General features: G+C 71.5%; 13 protein-coding genes. 4 read left to right on the top strand and 9 right to left on the bottom strand.

Annotated features, from left to right (window positions below; all coding sequences use genetic code 11):
• Positions 1-8 precede the first annotated feature (8 nt).
• From ACTOQ2_RS01835 to ACTOQ2_RS01850, 4 genes are all read right to left on the bottom strand, one after another.
• Complete coding sequence (locus ACTOQ2_RS01835; RefSeq protein ID WP_440097854.1) at positions 9-842, bottom strand: AraC family ligand binding domain-containing protein; 834 nt, start codon at positions 840-842, stop codon at positions 9-11.
• Positions 839-2,794 (bottom strand): protein kinase domain-containing protein, encoded by a 1,956-nt coding sequence (locus tag ACTOQ2_RS01840; protein WP_440097855.1) that lies wholly within the window; start codon positions 2,792-2,794, stop codon positions 839-841. The genes ACTOQ2_RS01835 and ACTOQ2_RS01840 overlap by 4 nt, the downstream gene beginning before the upstream one ends.
• Positions 2,795-2,839: 45 nt before the next feature.
• A complete protein-coding gene (locus ACTOQ2_RS01845) occupies positions 2,840-5,389 on the bottom strand; it encodes a protein kinase domain-containing protein (RefSeq protein WP_440097856.1) in 2,550 nt (849 codons plus the stop codon).
• 267 nt (positions 5,390-5,656) lie between these two features.
• Entirely contained in the window at positions 5,657-5,980 is a 324-nt protein-coding gene (locus ACTOQ2_RS01850) for a PadR family transcriptional regulator (RefSeq protein WP_440097857.1), read from the bottom strand.
• A gap of 169 nt (positions 5,981-6,149) precedes the next feature.
• Here ACTOQ2_RS01850 and dnaE point away from each other — a divergent pair, with 169 nt between their 5' ends.
• Positions 6,150-9,671, top strand: coding sequence for a DNA polymerase III subunit alpha (gene dnaE / locus ACTOQ2_RS01855; protein ID WP_440097858.1), 3,522 nt, complete (start codon positions 6,150-6,152; stop codon positions 9,669-9,671).
• A gap of 149 nt (positions 9,672-9,820) precedes the next feature.
• Here the strand turns inward: dnaE and ACTOQ2_RS01860 are convergent, their stop codons facing one another.
• Positions 9,821-10,576 (bottom strand): SDR family oxidoreductase, encoded by a 756-nt coding sequence (locus ACTOQ2_RS01860; protein ID WP_440097859.1) that lies wholly within the window; start codon positions 10,574-10,576, stop codon positions 9,821-9,823.
• Between the two features lie 690 nt (positions 10,577-11,266).
• Between ACTOQ2_RS01860 and ACTOQ2_RS01865 the strand changes: the two genes are divergently transcribed.
• Both ACTOQ2_RS01865 and ACTOQ2_RS01870 read left to right on the top strand, forming a co-directional pair.
• Positions 11,267-11,977, top strand: a complete 711-nt coding sequence (locus ACTOQ2_RS01865; RefSeq protein WP_440097860.1) for a sensor histidine kinase — start codon at positions 11,267-11,269, stop codon at positions 11,975-11,977.
• A gap of 28 nt (positions 11,978-12,005) precedes the next feature.
• A complete protein-coding gene (locus tag ACTOQ2_RS01870; RefSeq protein WP_440097861.1) occupies positions 12,006-13,223 on the top strand; it encodes an ATP-binding protein in 1,218 nt (405 codons plus the stop codon).
• Between the two features lie 131 nt (positions 13,224-13,354).
• Here the strand turns inward: ACTOQ2_RS01870 and ACTOQ2_RS01875 are convergent, their stop codons facing one another.
• Together ACTOQ2_RS01875 and murA are read right to left on the bottom strand one after the other, a co-directional pair.
• The gene (locus tag ACTOQ2_RS01875; protein WP_440097862.1) at positions 13,355-15,733 is read right to left on the bottom strand and encodes a transglycosylase domain-containing protein; all 2,379 of its coding nucleotides are present in this window, start codon (positions 15,731-15,733) and stop codon (positions 13,355-13,357) included.
• A gap of 52 nt (positions 15,734-15,785) precedes the next feature.
• Entirely contained in the window at positions 15,786-17,102 is a 1,317-nt protein-coding gene (gene murA / locus ACTOQ2_RS01880) for a UDP-N-acetylglucosamine 1-carboxyvinyltransferase (protein ID WP_329093170.1), read from the bottom strand.
• Positions 17,103-17,209: 107 nt separating this feature from the next.
• Here murA and ACTOQ2_RS01885 point away from each other — a divergent pair, with 107 nt between their 5' ends.
• Entirely contained in the window at positions 17,210-17,761 is a 552-nt protein-coding gene (locus tag ACTOQ2_RS01885; protein ID WP_440065028.1) for a hypothetical protein, read from the top strand.
• A gap of 37 nt (positions 17,762-17,798) precedes the next feature.
• On the opposite strand, the gene ACTOQ2_RS01890 is transcribed toward ACTOQ2_RS01885, so the two are convergent.
• On the bottom strand, positions 17,799-19,187 hold the full coding sequence (locus tag ACTOQ2_RS01890) for an amidase (RefSeq protein ID WP_440097863.1): 1,389 nt from the start codon (positions 19,185-19,187) through the stop codon (positions 17,799-17,801).
• 205 nt (positions 19,188-19,392) lie between these two features.
• A complete protein-coding gene (gene ybaK, locus ACTOQ2_RS01895) occupies positions 19,393-19,893 on the bottom strand; it encodes a Cys-tRNA(Pro) deacylase (RefSeq protein ID WP_440065026.1) in 501 nt (166 codons plus the stop codon).
• Positions 19,894-19,949: the final 56 nt, after the last annotated feature.

The raw sequence follows: 19,949 nt of genomic DNA on the forward strand, positions 1-19,949 counted from the left end.
ATCCGGTTTCAAGCCCCGGTCTTGTACGTTCCTGCGCGCTGGTACGTGGCCGGCGGCACGCCCACCGTCCGGGTGAAGTGCCTGCTCAGGTGGGCCTGGTCGGTGAACCCCACATCCCCGGCGACCTGCGCGGGAGGGGTGCCGGCCTGGAGCAGCCGCCGGGCCCGGATGATCCGCAGCGTGTTCAGGTAGGCGTGCGGGGGAAGCCCGGTGGCCGCCTTGAAGGCCCGGATCAGGGTGAAGGGCCTCGCGTCCACCGCCCGCGCCAGGTCCTCGATCGTGGGCGGGTCGACGAGCCGCTCGTGCAGGATCTCCCGGGCACGCCGTACCGCAGGGTCGCCGTCCCGGCGCGGCGTGTCCGCGGGGCGGCGGGAGGCGTGCCGGCTGAGCAGGGCGGCGAAGGCCGTGCGGGCCAGCGTCGAGGAGGCGAGGTCGTCGCCTCCCTCCGCGGCGTCGTGCGCGGCCCGCAGGAGCGCGACGGTGGGCCGGTGGTAGGTGACGGTCTCGGGGAAGCAGGGCGTGCCGTGCCCGGCCATCAGCTCGGCGGCGATCCCGGAGACGAACTCGACCGAGGGGTACAGCACCCGGTAGGACCACCCGCCGGGGACGCCCGCGTAGCCGTCGTGCGCCTCCTCGGGGTTGAGCGTGCTGAGGCTGCCAGGGCCCGCGCGGTGCAGGGTGCCCCGGTAGGCGAACTCCTCCACCCCGGACAGGACCATCGCGATCGCGTAGCCCTCGTGCGCGTGCGGCGGGAAGCGGTGGGTCACGTATCTGGCCTTGAGGAGGTCCACCCCCGGCAGGGCCGGGGTGCGCCAGAAACGCGCCCTCTCCAGGCCGCTCACGGCCGGAAGGTCCTGGTGAACGTGTCGAAGAACGAGCGGTCCCACCTGGACGCCGGGCTCTCCCAGTAGATCGCGTACGGCTTGTCGGCGAGGGTACGGAAGCCCCGGTCCAGGACGCGGGTGCGGACCCCGTTCTTGAGGTAGGTGAACTCCCAGTCGGCGGCCGGCACCCCCCGGTACACCAGCGCGGTGATGCCGATCCGCCGGTAGCCGGGCCAGACGTTGTCGGCCGTCCCGGCCTTCTCCACCTTCTGCCAGTGCCTGACCGGGTTCTTCTCCGGGTCGTCGGTCGACTCGATCCACAGGAAAGCGCTCGCGCCGGGGGCGCGGAACTCCACCCTGTCGCGGCCGGCGAACCGCTTGACCCGCCAGTTGCCGGGCACCGCGACGGAGAAGCCCATCGGGTCGCGGTGCAGCCGCCAGCCCGCGGGGAGGGTCCTGGCCGGACGCGGCGTCACCGTCGGGGTCGGCTCCGGGGCGGGGGTCGTCTCCTGCGCCGAGGTGGGGGTGGGGTCGGTGATCGGAGGCGTGACCTCGGCCTGGCCGTCACCGGTGCCCACCGTGGTGTCCATCTCCTTGAGGAACAGCCACCCGCCGAGCCCGATCGCCACCGCGAGCGCGGGCACCCCGGCCAGGAGCGCCAGCCGCCCCGCCCTCGCCCGCCGCACGGGCTCGGCCCCCGCGTCCGTGGGCTGCTCCCGCCCCCGCCGGGAACCGGGAGGCGAGGGCTCGTGACCGCGGGCCTGCTGCCCGGGATGCGTGTACGGGGGCTGCTCGTGGTGCGCGTACGGCTCGGGGCGCGCGTACGGAGGCTGCTCGTGGTGCGCGTACGGAGGCTGCTCAGGGGGCGTGTACGGGGACTGTTCGGGCCACGTGCGCGGGGCCGGGGAGTGGGACCCCTCGGGCTGCGTGTGCCCGGCCGCGTACGGCGACCGCCCCGGGTGCGTGGGCGCGGCCGGGTGCGGCGGTCGCCCCGGACCGCTCGGGGAGTCCCCGTACTCCCCGTACCCCGGCTGCCACGCGCCCCGCGCCGGGTCCTGACGCGGTGGCGGGTCGGTGTGGAACCCGGGGGCGGCGGGGGCGGCGGGGGAGGCGTACGCCCGCTGCCCGGGGTGCGCCGTTCGCCCGGAGACCGGCCCGGCGGAGGGGGAGGAGGCGCGGCCGAGCAGGGCCTCGACCTGGTCGGGGACCATCCGGGCGGCGGGGTCCCTGGCCAGCATGCCGAGGATCGCCGTCGGTAGCGGCCCGGAATGGGCCATGGGGCTGGGCTCGCCGTGCAGGACGGCCATCATGGTGGCGGCGGCCGTGGCCCGCTCGAACGGAGGGCGGCCCTCCAGCGCCGCGTACAGCGTCGCGCCGAGCGACCACAGGTCCGACGCGGGGGTGGCGGGCAGCCCGTGCAGCCGCTCGGGCGGCAGGAACGCCGGGGTGCCGACCATCGCGCCCGTACGGGTGATGCCGGTCTCCTGCGTCATGGAGGCGATGCCGAAGTCGGTCAGCACCACCCGGCCGTCGTCGGCCAGCAGCACGTTCTCCGGCTTGACGTCGCGGTGCAGCACCCCCGCGGCGTGCGCGGTCCGCAGCGCGCCCAGCACGTGCAGCCCCACCGAGGCGACCCGCTCGGGAGGGAGCGGCCCGCCCGAGCGGACGATCTCACCCAGCGACCGGGACCGGACCAGCTGCATGACGATCCAGGGACGCCCGTCCTCCTCGACCACGTCGTGCACGATGACCACGGAGGGGTGGTCGAGGCGCCCGGCGGTCCTGGCCTCGCGGATGGTGCGCCGGTTCAGGTCGGTGCGCGCGGCCTCGTCGACGCCCCGGTAGCGGACCTCCTTGACGGCCACCACCCGGTCGAGGAGCTCGTCGTGGGCGCGCCAGACGATGCCCATGCCGCCCTCGCCGATGTGTTCGAGCAGCCGGTAGCGGCCCGCCACCTTTCTCTCCGCCATCCCCGCCCTCCCAAGCTCACTGACCGCGGGCGGTAGGGCTCCCGCTCACTTTTTCGAGGAGAAGGTCGCGGTGAACCCCTCGAAAAGGTGCATGTTCTTCTTCGCGTTCTTGGCCAGGGTATGCCAGTAAATCGCATACCCCCGGCCGCCCTTGGTGACGAACCCCCGGTTGATCACGCGGGCCTTGCCCGAGCTGGTGTTCCAGGTGAACTCCCAGTCGGCGGCCTTCTCCATGTACTTGACGTTCGCGATCCGGACCCGCTGGTAGCCGGAGAAGTTGCCCCGGACGACCCTCTCCTGGTTCTCCCAGTCCTTCTTCGGGTCGGGGCCCGCCTTGTCGACGTACTCGACGAAGACGAAGCTCGTCCGGTCGGGACCGCGGAACCACACCTGCTTGCCGGGCCGTTTCTCCACGGCCCACCCCTTGGGCAGGCCGATCGAGAAGCCGTTGCTGTCCTTGTGCATCTTCCAGCCGGAGGGGAGGGGGGACTTCTCCTCCGTCTTGGTGGGGCTCGGGCTGGACGAGGGAGACTCCGACGGGGACGCCGAGGAGGACGGCGGCGACGTCTCCGGATCCGGCGAGCCCTCCGGGGTCGTCTCGGCGGTGCCGCTCGGGGCGTCCGACGCGCTGGACGCGCTCGGATCGCCCGGCCTGGCCTGCGGGGTCTCGTCGCCGTCGCCGCTGCGCAGGCCGAGCCAGCCGGCGATCCCGCCGACGACGAGCAGCGCGGGCAGCAGCACCAGCAGCCCCCGCCTCACCGGGGAGCCGCCCGACTCTCGCGAGGCGAGCGTGTCGTGGTTCCCGGCGTAGACGGGCGAGGGCTCCTCCCACGGAGCGGGCTCGGCCCTGGAGGCGGAGACGGGCGCCGCGGCGGGCTCCGGCCTCGGCGCGGGCTCGCGCCCGACGGGCGGGAAGGGGTTGGGGCGCGCGGCGGGCTTCTGGCGCGCGGCTCCCGGCTCCCCGGCCGGCGGGGCGTCCTCGCGGCTCGCCCGGGGTGCGGGCTTCTTCCCGGACGTGGAGCCGGGAGCCGCCGCGCCGGGGGACGCGGAGGACGCCGTGCCCGGCTTCGCCTCGCGGGCCGGCGCGACGCCGGCGGCGGGTTCGGACTTCGGGTCGGTGGCGGGCCTCGGCTTGGGGGCGAACCTGGGCAGAACCGGAGGCGCCGGGGACGCCGGGGACGCCGGGGACGCGGCCGCCGCCCCGGGCCTGGGGCCGGGCTCGGGTTCCGGGGTGGGCTCGGGCTTCGAAGTGGTGGCGGGCCTCGGCTTGGGGGCGAACCTGGACAGAATCGGCGGTGCGGCCTCGGCGGGGGCCGCAGGGGGCACGGGCGCGCCCTTGCCGGCGGGACGGCTCGCCTTCGGGCCCGCTCCCGCCTCGGAGCCCGGTGAGCCCGCCCCGGCATCCGGGACGGGGGAGCCGGCTTCGGCTGCGGCTTCGGAAGCCTGGCCGCCCTTCGCGGCGGGTGCGTCCTTCGCCGGTGCCGGCGCGGCCTTCTCCCCGGAACCGGCCGCCACGGAACCGGCCGCCGCGGGGGCGGGCTGCCGCCGTGCGTCCGCGGCGGGCGCCTTCGCGGCGGCCTTCCGCTGCTCCTGCTCCTCGCGGCGCGCGGGCGGGGGAGAGGCGTCCTTCTTCGCACCCGGGCGTGCGGCGTCCAGCTTCGCGCCCGTCTCGGGGACGGCGCCGGGCTGGAGGCCGATCCCGGGGTCGGTCTCGTCCGCCGGGTCCACGGCCGGCATGACGGCGGTCCTGGCGGGCCGGTCCCGGTTGCCCTCGCCCTCGGCGACCCTGCGCAGCAGCCGCTCGGCCTCCTTGTAGGGCATGCGCAGCGCCGGGTCCTTGCGGAGCAGCCCTTCGAGGACCGGGGCCAGCGGCCCGGCGTGGAGCGGGGGCTCGGGCTCGTCGTTCAGGATGGCGTGCATGGTCGGCAGCGCCCCGCCCCGGTCGTGCGGGGGCTTGCCCTCGACGGCGGCGTACAGGGTCGCGCCGAGCGACCACAGGTCGGACTCGCGCTGCGCGCTGCCGCCCTTGATGCGTTCCGGCGGGATGAACGCGGGGGTGCCCGCGATGCCGGTCATGGTCAGCGCGGTCTCGGCCTCGAGGGTCGCGATGCCGAAGTCGGTCAGCACCACCCGGCCGTCGTCGGCCAGCAGCACGTTCTCCGGCTTGACGTCGCGGTGCAGCACTCCCTGGGCGTGGGCGGCGCGCAGCGCCTCCAGCAGCTTGAGGCCGATCTCCGCGACCCGCTGCGGCGGCAGCGGCCCGTCCTGGCGCAGCACCTTGCCGAGGGAGCGCGACTCCACCAGCTGCATGACGATCCAGGGACGCCCGTCCTCCTCGACGACGTCGTGGACGACCACCACGTTCGGGTGCGTCAGGCGCCCCGCGGCACGCGCCTCGCGCTTGGTGCGCCGGTTGAAGTCCTCCTGGTTGTCCTCGCCGAGCATGTCGGCGTAACGGACCTCCTTGATCGCGACCTCACGGTCGAGGAGCTCGTCATGGGCCCGCCACACGATGCCCATGCCACCCCGGCCGATGGCTTCGAGCAGCTGGTAGCGGGAGGCGACACGGCGCCCCTCGGGCTGTGCTTCGGCCATCAACCGGCTTACCTCCTTCTGAACCCCCGAATACTCTCATAGCCCGGTAAAGTGATCGACTCACCCGCCGGAGAAAAGTCCACATCCTGAGATCTGATGTCCAGTACGTGGCGGATGTCGGGAAGATGATCGAGAATCGGCCGCATGACCTGCCACTTTACGTTCAACGGGCCCGCTCCGGGGGGCCGATCGTGACAGTGTCGAACCATCGACCGGTCTGAGCCGGAACGGGTCACCGGGATCATCGGGGTCATCGGGTCATCTGGGTCACAGGGCGCCCGGCAGGAGGTCGAGCCGGCGCCGGGCCGTGGCGGCGAGGCGGGTCAGCCGGGCGGTCTCCTCGGCCAGGACCGTGCGGCCCTCGCCCCTGAGGCCGTAGTAGCGCCGGTGGCGGCCGTCGACGACCTCCTCCTTGACGACGCCGATCAGGCCCTCGCCCGACAGTCGCTCCAGGGCGCCGTAGAGGGTGCCCGCGCCGAGCCGCACGCGGTCCTCCGACAGCTCGCGCACCGTCTTGATCACGCCGTATCCGTGCAGCGGGCCCTCGGACAGGGCCAGCAGGATCAGGTAGCTCTGCTCGCGTAGCGCCATGGGCGACATATATCGTTACCCGTACTATGAGTCAAGGGTAGGCCTCGCGCCGGGAGTGTCCGGGGCGCCGCCGGGGGAGAGGCGACCCGGAGCGCATGAGTCACTTTCGAAACTCAGATTTGGATACGCTTTCCCCGCCGACGGTGCGACTAGGGGAGGACGGGGCCGCATGTCAGACTCGTTTGTGCATCTGCACGTTCACACGGAATACTCCATGCTGGATGGAGCCGCCCGTTTGAAGCAGATGTTCAAGCAGGTCGGTGACCTGGGCATGCCGGCCATCGCGATCACCGACCACGGCAACATGCACGGCGCCTACGACTTCTACAAGCAGGCGACCGGTGCCGGGATCAAGCCGATCATCGGCATCGAGGCCTACGTCGCCCCCGCCTCCCGGCACCAGAAGAAGCCGGTGCTGTGGGGCGAGCCGCACCAGAAGCGCGACGACGTCTCGGCGGGTGGCTACTACACCCACATGACCATCTGGGCGAAGAACGCCACGGGCCTGGGCAACCTGATGAAGCTCTCCTCGCGCGCCTACACCGAGGGCTTCGTCCGCAAGTGGGCCCGGATGGACGCCGAGATCCTCGCCGAGCACTCCGAGGGCCTGATGGCCACCACCGGCTGCCCGTCGGGCGAGGTGCAGACCCGCCTGCGCCTGGGCCAGTACGACGAGGCGGTCGCGGCGGCGGCCAGGTTCCAGGACCTGTTCGGCAAGGACAACTACTACCTGGAGATCATGGATCACGGGCTCGACATCGAGCGCCGGGTCCGCGACGGCCTGACCCGCATCTCGCGCGAGCTGGACATCCCGCCGCTGGTCACCAACGACTCCCACTACACCTACGAGTCGGACGCGACCTCGCACGACGCGCTCCTGTGCATCCAGACCGGCAAGCAGCTGTCAGACCCCGACCGCTTCCGCTTCGACGGCAGCGGTTACTACATCAAGAACGCCGACGAGATGCGCGCCGTCGACTCCTCCGACCTGTGGGCCGAGGGCTGCCGCAACACGCTGCTGGTCGCCGAGAAGGTCGACCCGACCGGCATGTTCGGCTTCAAGAACCTGATGCCGACCTTCCCGATCCCCGAGGGGGAGACCGAGGAGAGCTGGTTCCGCAAGGAGATCTGGCGGGGCATGGAGCGGCGCTTCCCCGAGGGCGTCGACGAGGAGCACCGCGCCCAGATCGAGTTCGAGATGAACGTCATCCTGCAGATGGGGTTCCCCTCCTACTTCCTCGTGGTCGCCGACTTCATCATGTGGGCCAAGAACAACGGCATCCGGGTCGGACCTGGCCGTGGTTCGGCGGCGGGCTCGCTGGCCGCGTACGCGCTGGGCATCACCGACCTCGACCCGCTGCCGCACGGCCTGATCTTCGAGCGGTTCCTCAACCCCGACCGCGTCTCCATGCCCGACGTCGACATCGACTTCGACGAGCGCCGGCGCGGCGACGTGATCCGCTACGTGACCGAGAAGTACGGCGCCGACAAGGTCGCCATGATCGCCACCTTCGGCACCATCAAGGCGAAGGCGGCCATCAAGGACGCGGCCCGCGTCCTCGGGCACCCGTACGCGCTGGGCGACAAGGTCTCCAAGGCGTTCCCGCCCGCGGTGATGGGCAAGGACATCCCGCTGTCGGGCATCTTCGACAAGGACCACCCGCGCTACAACGAGGCGGGCGAGCTGCGCAGGCTGTACGAGGAGGACGTCGACGTCAAGTCGGCCATCGACCTCGGCAGGGGCCTGGAGGGCCTGATCCGGCAGACCGGCGTGCACGCCGCCGGCGTGATCATGTCCTCGGAGGTGCTGACCGACTACATCCCGATCATGCGCCGCGACTCCGACGGTGTGATCATCACGCAGTTCGACTATCCGACCTGCGAGACGCTCGGCCTGCTCAAGATGGACTTCCTGGGCCTGCGCAACCTCACGATCATCGACGACTGCCTGAAGGCCATCGAGGTCAACACCGGCACCAAGATCGAGCTGCTCGACCTGCCCCTGGACGACGTCAAGACCTACGAGCTGCTGGCCAGGGGTGACACGCTCGGCGTGTTCCAGGTCGACGGCGGCGGCATGCGCTCGCTGCTGCGGCTGATGCGTCCCGACAACTTCGAGGACATCTCGGCGGCGCTCGCGCTGTACCGGCCGGGTCCGATGGGCGCCAACTCCCACACCAACTACGCGATGCGCAAGAACGGCCAGCAGGAGATCACCCCGATCCACCCTGAGCTGGAGGAACCGCTCAAGGAGATCCTCGACACGACCTACGGCCTGATCGTCTACCAGGAGCAGGTCATGGCCATCGCGCAGAAGGTCGCCGGGTTCTCGCTCGGCAAGGCCGACCTGCTGCGCCGCGCGATGGGCAAGAAGAAGAAGTCGGAGCTGGACAAGCAGTACGAATTCTTCGAGCAGGGCATGAAGGACAACGGCTACTCGGCCGCCGCGATCAAGGCCCTGTGGGACATCCTGCTGCCCTTCTCCGACTACGCCTTCAACAAGGCGCACACCGCCGCCTACGGCCTGGTCTGCTACTGGACCGGCTATCTCAAGGCCAACTACCCGGCCGAGTACATGGCCGCCCTGCTGACCTCGGTCAAGGACGACAAGGACAAGTCGGCCCTCTACCTCAACGAGTGCCGCCGCATGGGCATCAAGGTGCTCCCGCCGGACGTCAACGACTCCGACTTCGACTTCACCCCGCGCGGCACCGATGTCCGCTTCGGCCTGTCGGCGATCCGCAACGTCGGCGGCAACGTGGTCGACGGGATCATCGCCGCGCGCAAGGAGAAGACCCGTTTCGCCGACTTCAAGGACTTCCTGCGCAAGGTTCCCATGGTGGTCTGCAACAAGCGGGTCATCGAGTCGCTGGTCAAGGCCGGTGCCTTCGACTCCTTCGGGCACGTGCGCAAGGGCCTGGTGATGATCCACGAGCAGGCCGTCGACAGCATCATCGGGATCAAGAAGAACGAGGCCCAGGGACAGGACTCCCTGTTCGGCGCCGTCGAGGGCGCCGAGGACGAGACCTTCGACGTGCAGATCCCGCTGGGCGAGTGGGACAAGAACACCCTGTTGCAGTTCGAGCGGGAGATGCTCGGCCTGTACGTCTCCGACCACCCGCTCTTCGGCGTGGAGCACATCCTCGCCTCCGGCGCCGACTGCTCGATCGCCTCGCTGCAGGACGAGCACCGTACCGACGGCCAGGTCGTCACCGTCGGCGGCATCCTGAGCGGCCTGCAGCGCAAGGTCACCAAGAAGGGCGACACCTGGGTCCTGACCCAGCTGGAGGACCTGGAGGGCGCGATCGAGGTAATGATCTTCCCGTCCGCGTACCAGCTCTGCGCGACGGTGCTCGCCGAGGACGCGATCGTGTTCGTCAAGGGGCGCCTGGACAAGCGCGAGGACGTCGGGAAGATCATCGCGATGGAGGTGACGGCCCCCGACCTGACCCGCGAGGCCGGAGGCCCGCTGGCCGTCAGCCTCGCCCTGGCCCGCTGCACCCCGCCGGTGGTCGGCCGCCTCAAGGAGGTGCTGACCGCGCACCCCGGCACCACCGAGGTGCACCTGCAGGTCCACAACGGTCCGAAGACCACGATCGTGCGCCTCGACGACCGCCTGCGGGTGTCGCCGTCCCCGGCCCTGATGGGCGACCTGAAGCAGCTCCTCGGCCCCGCCTGCCTCGGGGCCTGAGAGCCTGCGGGTCCGCGTCCTCACCCGGAGGGCGGGCGGCCGGTGGCCGTGCGGGCGCCGGACGGCGCGGTTCCGCCCCCTGCGGCACGGTGAGCGCCGCCTGTCAGGCGGTTGATCTCAACGTGGGCATGGAGCCGCCTTTCTTCGGTCTACTTTCCGGTGGCGTGCCGGTCTAGCCAGTCGCGGTAGCGGATCCGCCCCAGGGAGGCGCCGTCATCGGGCACCAGCGTGCGCTCGCCCGGCACGCTGCCGAAGTAGGGCGCCCGCGGGTCGGTGATTACCTCGCGCGGGTCGCCCCAGGTGGCCAGGGCCTCCCGGAAGAACTCGTCCATCCGGAACCGCTCGGGTCCACCGACTTCCACCATGCCGTTCAGCGGCGATCCCACCGCGACCCGGCCGACCGCCTGGGCGACGTCATCGCCCGCCATGGGCTGGAAGAGCACGGGCGCCATCCGCACCCGGTCGCCGTCCGTGGCCTCGTCGGCGATGCGCCGGACGAACTCGAAGAACTGGGTCGCGTGCACGAGCGAGAACGGGATCGACGACTCCGCGATCAGCTTCTCCTGAGCGATCTTCGCTCGGAAGTAGGCGTTCCCCGGCGGCCGCTCCGTACCCACCACCGACAGCGCGACGTGGTGGCCGACACCGGCCTCCGCCTCCGCGGCGAGCAGGTTGCGGGTGGAGGTGGTGAAGAACTCCATCACGGCGGTTTCCTCGAAGGAGGGGGAGTTCGACACGTCGATCACCACCTGCGCGCCCTTGAGCACCTCGGCCAGCCCTTCGCCGGTGAGGGCGTTGACTCCGGTGTTCGGCGCCGCCGCCACCGCCTCGTGACCGTGCTCCCTCAGCTTCGTCACGAGCTTCGACCCGATGAGACCGGTCCCGCCGATTACCACGATCCTCATGGTGAACCTTCCTGTCCGCCGGGGCGCTTGCTCGCCCTCGGTCTCCAGCTAGGACAGGACGGCCTTCCGGCCTGTGACAGATCCCGCGGAAAGTTTCCAGTGCCCACGCCGTCCGCGCCGTCCACGTCGCCCACGCCGTCCGCGCCGGTGTGTGGCCGGTCCAGCCCCTGCGGAAGGCGTTGCTCACCGATGACGGACGGCGGGCGCGGTGTGCCGTGGCTCTCACCGCCCGGGGGCACGGTGCGGACGGCGAGCCTCAGGGACCGGCCGGGGCCGATCACCGTCTGACGGTGCCACCCGCCACCACGATTGTTCGCGTACCTGTCACAGGACGATGACCTGCACTGTCATGACTCATGACGGACGGCGACGCGTGTCCGGGGGACAGAGGTTCGCCACGAACGTCTGTGGTCCGCGGGACCGGCGTGATCGGGTCCATGCCGTGACGAGGCTCGCGGTGCAGGGCCCCGGGCGGTGGCCGCCCCACCGGACATCGCCGTCAACGGTGTGCCGCGTCTGCCCCGCGACGGCCATCGGCCGATATCCCCCGCCAAGTCGCATATCCCCCACGAAATCGCATGAAAGGAAGTCTGTGTCTTGACAGCACACTCAGGACCCCGTTTCGACCGCGGGGCTCCCCGCCAGGCTGGTGAAGGCCAGATTGCGCAGACGATCCGGATCCCCTCGGACATGGTGCGCGAGCTTCAGCGCGAACTGCAGAAAAAGCAGCGTTTCGCGTCCGACGCCTCGCACGAGCTACGCACGACGATCGCGGGTCTGCGCACGGAATTGGAGGAGGCCCGCCTGCATCCCGGCGAGACCGACCTCTGCGACCTGCTCGCCAACGCGCTGAGGAACGTCGAGCGGCTGAACGCGATCATCACCGACATGCGCATCCTCGCCGAGATGGATGCCGGCCCGCCCAACGAGCCGCAGCAGGTCGATCTCGCCGAACTCGTCCATGACGAGATCGGCCGCAGGACCGACTGCATCGCGGTCCGGCACCGGCTGGAAACCGGGGTGACCGTTGTGGCCATCCCGATCCGGATCAGCCGGGTGCTCACCAACCTGCTGGACAACGCCCAGCGGCACGCCCGCCAAATGATCGAGGTCCGGGTGAGCCGCGACGGCGACAGCGCCGAGCTGACGGTCACCGACGACGGCGAAGGAGTCGCGGAATCCGAACGAGAACGCATCTTCCAGCGCTTCACCCGCCTGCAGGCCGCGCGCCGGCTCGACCACACCGGCACCGGGCTGGGTCTGGCCATCGCCCGCGACATCGCCCAGGCCCACATCGGCAGCCTGCATGTCCGGGAGGCCGAGACCGGCGGCGCGTGCTTCGTGCTGCGACTGCCCCTGGCAGGTTCGGTTGCCCCGGTGGGCACACCGCTGGATCCATGAGCTCGCCGAGCGTCGGAAGAGGACTCTGATGGCACACGACATCAACGTCGCCGCCCTGTTCACGGCCGTTTCCGGCCCCTGCCTGGTCATGACACCGGATATGATCATCGTGGCCGTCAACCAGACCTATCTTGACCTCTGCGGACGCCGGCGGGAGGACGTGCTGGGCCGGCATGTGTCCGACCCGTTTCCCCAGGACCGCACCGATCCCGGTTACCGGTGCGCGCTGCAGCACCTCGAAGCGTCGCTGGACCAGGTTCGTGCGGCCGCCGAGGCGGTGACACCGCGGAAGCACACCGCGGTGCCCTCCGGTGGCGCGCCCCGGAACCGGTACGGGAACATGATCGACTCTTCCGTCCTCGGCCCGGGCGGAGCGGTGGTGCTGTTCGTCCACCGCACGCAGGAGGTGACCGAACTCGGCCGACAACCCCCGCGTGCGGGTTCGCCCGGGCTCGGGCCGGGCTCGGGCGAGAAGGCGGTAGAGCCGATGGAGCCGATGGAGCCGACGGAGGCGCGGCTGTGCGCACGCTCCACGAAGCTGCGGAAGCTGGACGAGCAGGTCAGGGAGGCCAGAACGCACACGGAGCACGTACTGGCCAGGCAACGTCAGTTCGCCGCCGACGCCTCACACGAGCTGCGTACGCCGCTCGCCGCGCTGCGCGTGCAAGTCGAGGCGGCGCAGCTGCACCCGGACGACACCTGCCTGCCCGACCTGCTGAACCACGTGACGAATGACCTTGACCGGTTGGAGAGCATCGTCGACGACCTGCTCCTGCTGTCCACGATCGAGTCCGACCTCGACAGAACGCGGGAAGAAGTGGATCTGACCGCCCTGGTCGAGACGGCGGCGGCCCGGTGGACCGACGGTCATGACGTACGGCTCAACGTCGAGCCGGCGGTGACCGTGGAAGCCGCGCCCTGGCAGCTCGCCCGTTTGCTCGCCAACCTGCTGGACAACGCCCGGCGTCACGCCATCCGCAGACTGCGGGTCGACCTGCGCCGCGCGGGCGGCCACGCGGAGCTGGCGGTGGCCGACGACGGGAAGGGAATCGCTCCCGCCGACCGCGAGCGCGTGTTCCAGCGATTCGTCCGCCTGGACACCGCCCGCAGCCGCGGCCGCGGAGGCACCGGCCTGGGCCTGGCCATCGCCCGCGACATCGCCCAGGCCCACCGGGGCAGCCTGCACGTCGAGGACGTGACCGAGGGCGGCGCCTGCTTCGTGCTCCGCATCCCGCTCGTCCGTTAGGGCGTGCCGGACGGTTCGAGGTGGCGGAGCCGGGGCATCAGGGCGCTGTGCGGCCCGTCCGCGGCGGCGACTCGCGACTGACGATCTCCATCACCGCAGGTCAGAGATGTCCGTGGGAAATCTCCGCATTGCTACCGGAACCCCCGGCGGGGGGCGCGGTACCGGCGGTGCGCGCCGTTGTCGCGATACCGGCGCTCCTCCCGATACCGGCGCTCCTCCCGGTACGTGCGCTCCTCGCGGAAGCGGCGTCCGCGGTCCCCTCGGGCGCCGCGGTCCCCTCGGGCGTCGCGGTCCTCGCGGTCCCCTCGGGCGCCGCGACGCCTGTCGCCCTCGCGGCCCTCGCCGTCCTCCTCGCGTTCCCTGGCCAGGGCCTCCTCCATGCCGGGGGTGAACCCGCCGCCGAACCGGCCCATGTCGGGGTGGTGGAAGCGGGTCTCGCGCGTACCGTCGAGAGCCGCCGACATCGACGAGACCCAGATCGGTCCCGGCAGGGAGGCCCCCTGGACCGCGCCGAAGTACTCGTCGCCGATCTCGACGTCGGTCAGCGGGTAGCGGTAGGAGCCCCGGATGTCGCCCACGCTGACCGCCGCGGCCAGGTCAGGGGTGTAGCCGGCGAACCAGGCCGACGTGTAGCCGTTGTTGGTGCCCGTCTTGCCCGCGGCCGGGCGGCCGATGCTCTGGCCGGTCATGGTGCCCTTGGTGAACACCCCGGCCAGGAGGTGGTTGACCGCGTCGGCCACGTCGCGCTCGATCGCCCGCGAGCAGCTGGGCGGGATCTTGAAGCGCCTGCCGTCCCGCTCGACGATCTCGACGATGGCCATCGGGCGGCAGTAGCGGCCCCGCGCCCCGAACGCGGCGAACGCGGCCGCCACGGTCACCGGGTCCATCTCGTTCACGCCGAGGGTGAAGGTCGGCACCTCCCGCAGCGGGGTGCCGTCGGCGCGGGCGATGCCCATCGCCCTGGCGGTCGTGACGACCGGGCACAGGCCCACCCGCTGCTCCAGCATCATGTAGAAGATGTTCACCGACTTCCAGGTGCCGGTGGACAGGCTCTGCGGGCCGCCCTTGCCCTCGCCGCTCGCGTTGAAGATCTCCGCGCGGGGGTCGTTGACCTTGCGGCCCCGGCAGTCGGTGAAACCGCTGTCGGGCACGAAACTGCCGGGCGTCATGAAGCCCTGGTCGAACCGCCAGCCCTGGGCCAGCGCGGTCGCCAGGGTGAACACCTTGAACGTCGAGCCCGCCTGGAAGCCCTGGCCACCGCCGTGCGCCATGTCGGCGACCAGGTTGTAGGTGGTGTCGGGGCCGCCTTTGGTGCCGGCGGTGTTGTTGCCGGTGTTGCCGGTGTTGCCGCCGCCGCTGTTGCTGCCGTACCTCTTGCTCGCCGCCATGGCCCGGATCCGCCCGGTGCCCGGCTGGATCATGGCCTCGGCCGCGACCTCGGTGTCCTTCCTGCCGACCCGCGCGGCGATGGCGCGTTGCGCGGCCCGCTGCGCCTTCGGCGCCAGGGTGGTGCGCAGCACGATGCCGCCCCTGGCCAGGCGGCGCTCCCGCTCCGCGCGGGTGTGGCCGAAGGCCGTGTTGGTCAGCAGCTCCCGGTGCACGTAGAGGCAGAAGTAGGGGTAGACGCTCCCCTCGCAGCCGCCGGGTTCGGGCTTGAGGCGGATGGCCAGCGGGCGCCTCTTGGCGGCCTCGGCCCGCGCCGGGGTGACGTACGACAGCTGGGCCATCCGGTCCAGGACGATGTCCCTGCGCTCGCGCAGCCGCTCCTTGCGCCTGGCGTCCAGCGACGGGTCGGTGGCGTACGGCGTGCGCACCGCGCCGGCCAGCGTCGCCGCCTGGGGCAGGGTCAGCCGGGCGGCCGGGACCGAGAAGAACCGCTGGGCGGCGGCCTCCACCCCGAAGGCGCCCGCGCCGAAGTAGGCGATGTTGAGGTAGCGCTCCAGGATCTCGGCCTTGCTGTACTTGCGCTCCATCGCCAGCGCGTACCGCAGCTCGTTGATCTTGCGCTGGATGCTGGGCGCGCGGGCCTGGGCGCGCTCGGTGTCGCTCTCGGAGTTCTCGACCAGGATGTTCTTCACGAGCTGCTGGGTGAGCGAGGACCCGCCCTGCCGCACCTCGCCCGCCTTGGTGTTGGTGACCAGGGCACGCAGGGTGCCCTTGATGTCCAGGCCCGCGTGCTCGTAGAAACGCGAGTCCTCGATCGCCACGATCGCGTCACGCATGACGGGGGCGACCTGGGCGAGCGTCACCACCGTCCGGTTCTCCGTGTAGAACTGGGCGAACCGCTTGCCGTTCCTGTCCAGCAGCACGGTGCGCTGGGGGAGCGGGTTCTCCCGGGGGCTCGGGGGCAGGTCGGTGAGGGTCCTCGCGACGTTGTTGACGGTGAGCCCGGCCGTGCCGACCAGTGGCAGCGCGGCCAGGGCGGCCAGCAGCCCGCCGAACACCCCGCAGGCCACCAGCCGACACAGGCACGCGCCGGGACCACGTCTCACCTCTGGGCGCGATGTCACGCATAGTAACGTGCGACCGGGTGATCACCCACAAACACCCGATTGCCAATCCTTACCCGTCCTGCACCTTTTCTCGACTGATCTTCAGCCCGAGCGAGGCGAACTGCTCGAACGGCCGGTGGTAGCCCCGCTCGATGTGGTGCACCCCGCGCAGCGTGGAGGTGCCCTCGGCCGCGGCGGCGGCCAGCACGGCCGAGAACCCGGCCCGGATGTCGGGCAGCGTCACGTCGGCGCCGCTCAGCCTGGACACGCCACGCACGACCGCCGAGTGCTTGGCGTTGGTGTCGTGGTAGCGGCAGGCGGGGCCGCCGAGGCAGACGTCGAACACCTCGATCTCGCAGCCCATCTTCTGCAGCGCGGGCACGTAGACCAGGCGGTTCTCGAACACCGTCTCGTGCAGCACCGACATGCCCTGGGCCTGCGTGAACAGCACCATCAGGGGGGTCTGCCAGTCGGTCATGAACCCCGGGTGCGTGTCGGTCTGCACCGCCGCGGCCCGCAGCCCGTGCGGCGCGGACGCCGACAGGTAGTCGTCGGTGATGTCGACCTCGGCGCCCATCCTGGCCAGGGTGGTGATCGCGGTCACCAGCCGGTCCTGCGGGCAGCCGTGCACCCGCACCTGCCCGCCGGTGATCAGACCGGCTGCCAGGTAGGAGAACGCCTCGATGCGGTCGCCGTTGAGCCAGGTGGAGGCGCCGTGCAGGCGCTCCACGCCCTCGATCACGATGCGCCGGTCGGGGCTCAGCTCGATGCGGGCGCCCATGCGCTGCAGGAACAGGGCGAGCTCCACTACCTCGGGCTCCATCGCCGCGCCCTTCAGCACGGTCTTGCCCTCGGCCAGCACCGCCGACATCAGGATCGTCTCGGTGGCTCCGACGCTGGGGTAGGGCAGCTCGATCCGGGTGCCGCGCAGCCGCTTGGCCTTGGCGTACACCCCCGTGTCGCTCACCTCGACCTCGGCGCCCATAGCGCGCAGCGCCTCGACGTGGAAGTCGACGGGCCGGCGGCCGATCGGGTCGCCGCCCACCAGCGGCACGAACGCCTCGCCCGCCAGGTGCAGCAGCGGGCCGAGCATCAGGATCGGGATCCTGTTGAGACCGGTGAACGCCGCGGGGACGTGCGGGTTGATCTGCTTGCCAGGGGCGACGGAGATCTCCCCGGCGCTGATCTCCACGTCGATGCCGAGCGCCCGCAGCATCTGAGCGGTGATCCCCACCTCGCCCACGTCCGGGGCGTTCTGGATCGTGCTCTCACCGGTGCCCAGCATCGCGGCGACCATGTGCTTGGAGACGCCGTTCTTGGAGCCGCGGACCTCGACATCACCGCGCAGCGGCCCGGAGGGTTCGATCAGCCATACCTCTTCATTCACCCCGCCAGAGTAACGGGATTCGGTCGAAGCCTCGGATGGCGCCGGGCCGAGGGCTATGTAACATCGGGCACATCTGCACAGAGGGTGAGGGAATCATGGTGCGCGGCGTGCGTGACTTTGTGATCACCGTGCTGGTGCTCGCGCTGACCGGGGTCGTCGCCGGGATCCTGTGGTCGCTGGCGGCGCCGCGCCCCCCGTACGTCGCGACGAGCCAGGGACCGCTGCTGGCGGACCCCTCCACGCAGGCGCTGATCGCCGCCGACGGCTGGTTCGCCGTGATCACCGGCGCGCTCGGGCTCGTCTGCGGAGCCGTCGGTTACAGCGTGTCGCGCGGGGGCCGGCCGCTGCCGGTGGTGGTGGGCCTGGCCGCGGGCGGCCTGTGCGGCGCGTACCTGGCGCTGGTGGTCGGGGAGGCGGTCAACCTCGGGGCCGTGAGCGTCGCCGCCTCGGGGACGTCCAGGCCGCTGATCGCGGGACCGCTGGTGCTGACCGCCAGGGGGGTGCTGTTCGCGTGGCCGACGCTGGCCGCCGGTCTCTTCTTCGCCCTGGAGGGCATCGCGGGTTACCGCGACTCCCCGCTGCGCCGTCCGTTCGGCGGGAACGACCCCTACGGGCCGCTGTCGTCGTACGACATCAGCGGCCGGATCGGCGACCGGTAGGCGCCGCGCCGGGGTCCGAGGGCCGGGGGCCAGGGTCTCAGAGGGGCGGCCTGCGCGAGCCGTGGCCGGTGGCGCGCTCGAACGCGTGGGCCAGCCGCAGCACCGCCATGTCGGCGAAGGGGCGCCCGATGATCTGCACGCCCACCGGCAGCCCGCCGGGGGTGAACCCGCACGGCACCGACGCCGCCGGGGCGTGCAGCACGCTGACCCAGTAGGCCGAGCGCATCCACGCCAGATAGTCGGGCAGTGCCTCCCCGTTGATCTCCGAGACGTACGGGGCGTCCACCGGGAACGGCGGCACCTGGCTGACCGGCGCGATCAGGAAGTCGTAGGTGTCGAAGAAGGAGTTCATCCGCTGGTAGAGCCCGCTGCGCAGCCGCTCCGCGCGGGCCAGGTCGGCGCCGGTCACCTCGCGGCCCCGCTCGACGTTCCAGCGCACGTTCGCCCCCAGGCTCTCCGGCGGCAGGTCACCGTAGGACAGCGCGTAGTACCACGCACGGTAGATCCGGAAGGCGTCCTCGGCGGCGGACAGGTCCAGATCCACCCGCTCCACCCGCGCGCCCAGCTCCGCGAGCGCGGCCGGGGCGTTCGCGGTGACCTTGGCCGTCTCCGCGTCGACCGGCAGCCCGCCCAGGTCAGGGCTCCAGGCCACGCGCAGCCCGGTCAGGTCGAGGTCCAGCGGCCCGGCGAAGGCGGAGCCGCTCCCGATGATCGACAGGGGGGAGGCGGCGTCGAACCCCGCCACCGCGCTCATCAGCAGCGCCAGATCCTCCGCGGTACGGGCCATGGGGCCCGGCACGCCGAGGGTGAACCAGGCCGCGACGGGCGACGAGGAGGGGACTCGCCCCGGGGTGGGCCGCAGCCCCGCCACGTTGCAGAAGGAGGCCGGGTTGCGCAGCGAGCCGCCCATGTCGGAGCCGTCGGCCAGCGCCACCATGCCGGTCGCCAGCGCCGCCGCGGCCCCGCCGCTGCTGCCCCCGGCCGACCTCGACAGGTCGTAGGGGTTGCGGGTGGCGCCGAAGATCTCGTTCACGGTGTGCGAGCCGGTGCCGAACTCCGGGGTGTTGGTCTTGCCGACCGTGATCGCCCCGGCCTCGCGCATCCGCCGCACGATCGGCGCGTCGGTGTCGGGGACGTGGTCGGCGAAGATCGGGGAGCCGTACGTGGTGCGGATCCCCGCGGTGTCGGCCAGGTCCTTGTGCGCGACCGGCAGGCCGTGCAGCGGCCCCCGCCACCGGCCGCGGGCCAGGTCCCGGTCGGCCTCCTCGGCCTCCCGCCTGGCACGCTTGGCCACCAGGGTGACGATCGCGTTGACCTGCGGGTTGACCTCCTCGATCCGCCGCAGGTGCGCGTCGAGCAGCTCGACCGCACCGACCTGCCTGGTACGCAGCAGTTCGATCATCTCGGTGGCGGTCAAGTAGTGCATCTTCCCCCCGGACGTCCCTGGTCAGGTGTGTTCTGTCGTACCGAGTCTGACCGAAGGTCGCCGCGCGCCGCGTCGGCAACCTTCGACAGGACCTGGCGGGGGGAGCGGGTCCGTCTTGCGGGACCTCGCGAGGCGGGTCTCGCGGGACTCGTGAGGTGGGTCCTGCGGGGCCCGCGAGGTGGGTCCTGTGAAGCTCGTGAGACGGTCAGCCGGTTTTTCCGATGGGGGCGGTGACGGCCTGGGTGAGCCGGACCAGCTCCGAGGGGGCGGTCTCGATCTGCAGCCCGCGCCGCCCGGCGGAGAAGTAGATCGTCGCGAAGCCGAGCGCGGAGGCGTCGACCACGGTCGGCAGGCGCCTGCGCTGTCCGAGAGGGCTGATGCCGCCGACCACGTAGCCGGTGACCCGCTCGACCTTGGCCGCGTCGGCCATCGCCGCCCGCTTGCTCCCCAGCGCCGCCGCGAAGGCTTTGAGGTCGAGCTTGCCGGCCACCGGCACCACCGCGACGGCCAGCCCGCTCTCCACCTCGGCCACCAGGGTTTTGAAGATCTGCCCGTACGGCACCCCGAGGGCGTCGGCCGCCTCCTCGCCGTAGGCCTGCGCGTTCGCGTCGTGCTCGTAGGGATGCAGGGTGAAATCGACCTTGGCCTGGGCCAGGGCCACCGTCGCGGGGGTTCCCTGCCCGCCCTTGCTCTTGCTCTTGCTCACCGGGGAAGCGTAGCGGCTGGTTAAAATCTACATAGTAAAGGCATCGTCCGGATGAT

It is taken from the genome of Streptosporangium sp. H16 (assembly GCF_051918855.1).
GTDB lineage: Bacteria > Actinomycetota > Actinomycetes > Streptosporangiales > Streptosporangiaceae > Streptosporangium.